General features: G+C 34.3%; 1 protein-coding gene. It reads left to right on the top strand.

Annotated elements, in window-relative coordinates:
• Positions 1 to 21: 21 nt before the first annotated feature.
• Positions 22 to 245 (top strand): thymidylate synthase (thyA, locus tag KVT11_RS20390; protein WP_217609201.1); only part of this gene is annotated, 224 nt, incomplete at its 3' end.

Genomic DNA, 245 nt, shown 5'->3' with positions numbered 1-245 from the left:
CATAAATAAAGGATGAAAATAATGAAACAATACAAAGAGTTATGCCGCCATGTATTACAGCACGGGGATGAAAAAGGTGACAGAGCAGGAACAGGCACTATCAGCACGTTCGGTTACCAAATGAGATTTGTTTTACAGGAAGGGTTTCCTTTATTAACAACAAAGAAATTACACCTGAAATCAAACATACATGAGTTACTGTGGATTTTAAAAGTTGATACAAATGTCAAATATCTTCAAGAAAA

This window comes from Bacillus sp. GbtcB10, from assembly GCF_019091365.1.
Taxonomy (GTDB): domain Bacteria; phylum Bacillota; class Bacilli; order Bacillales; family Bacillaceae; genus Bacillus; species Bacillus altitudinis.
This window is presented reverse-complemented; position numbering and strand designations above follow the sequence as displayed.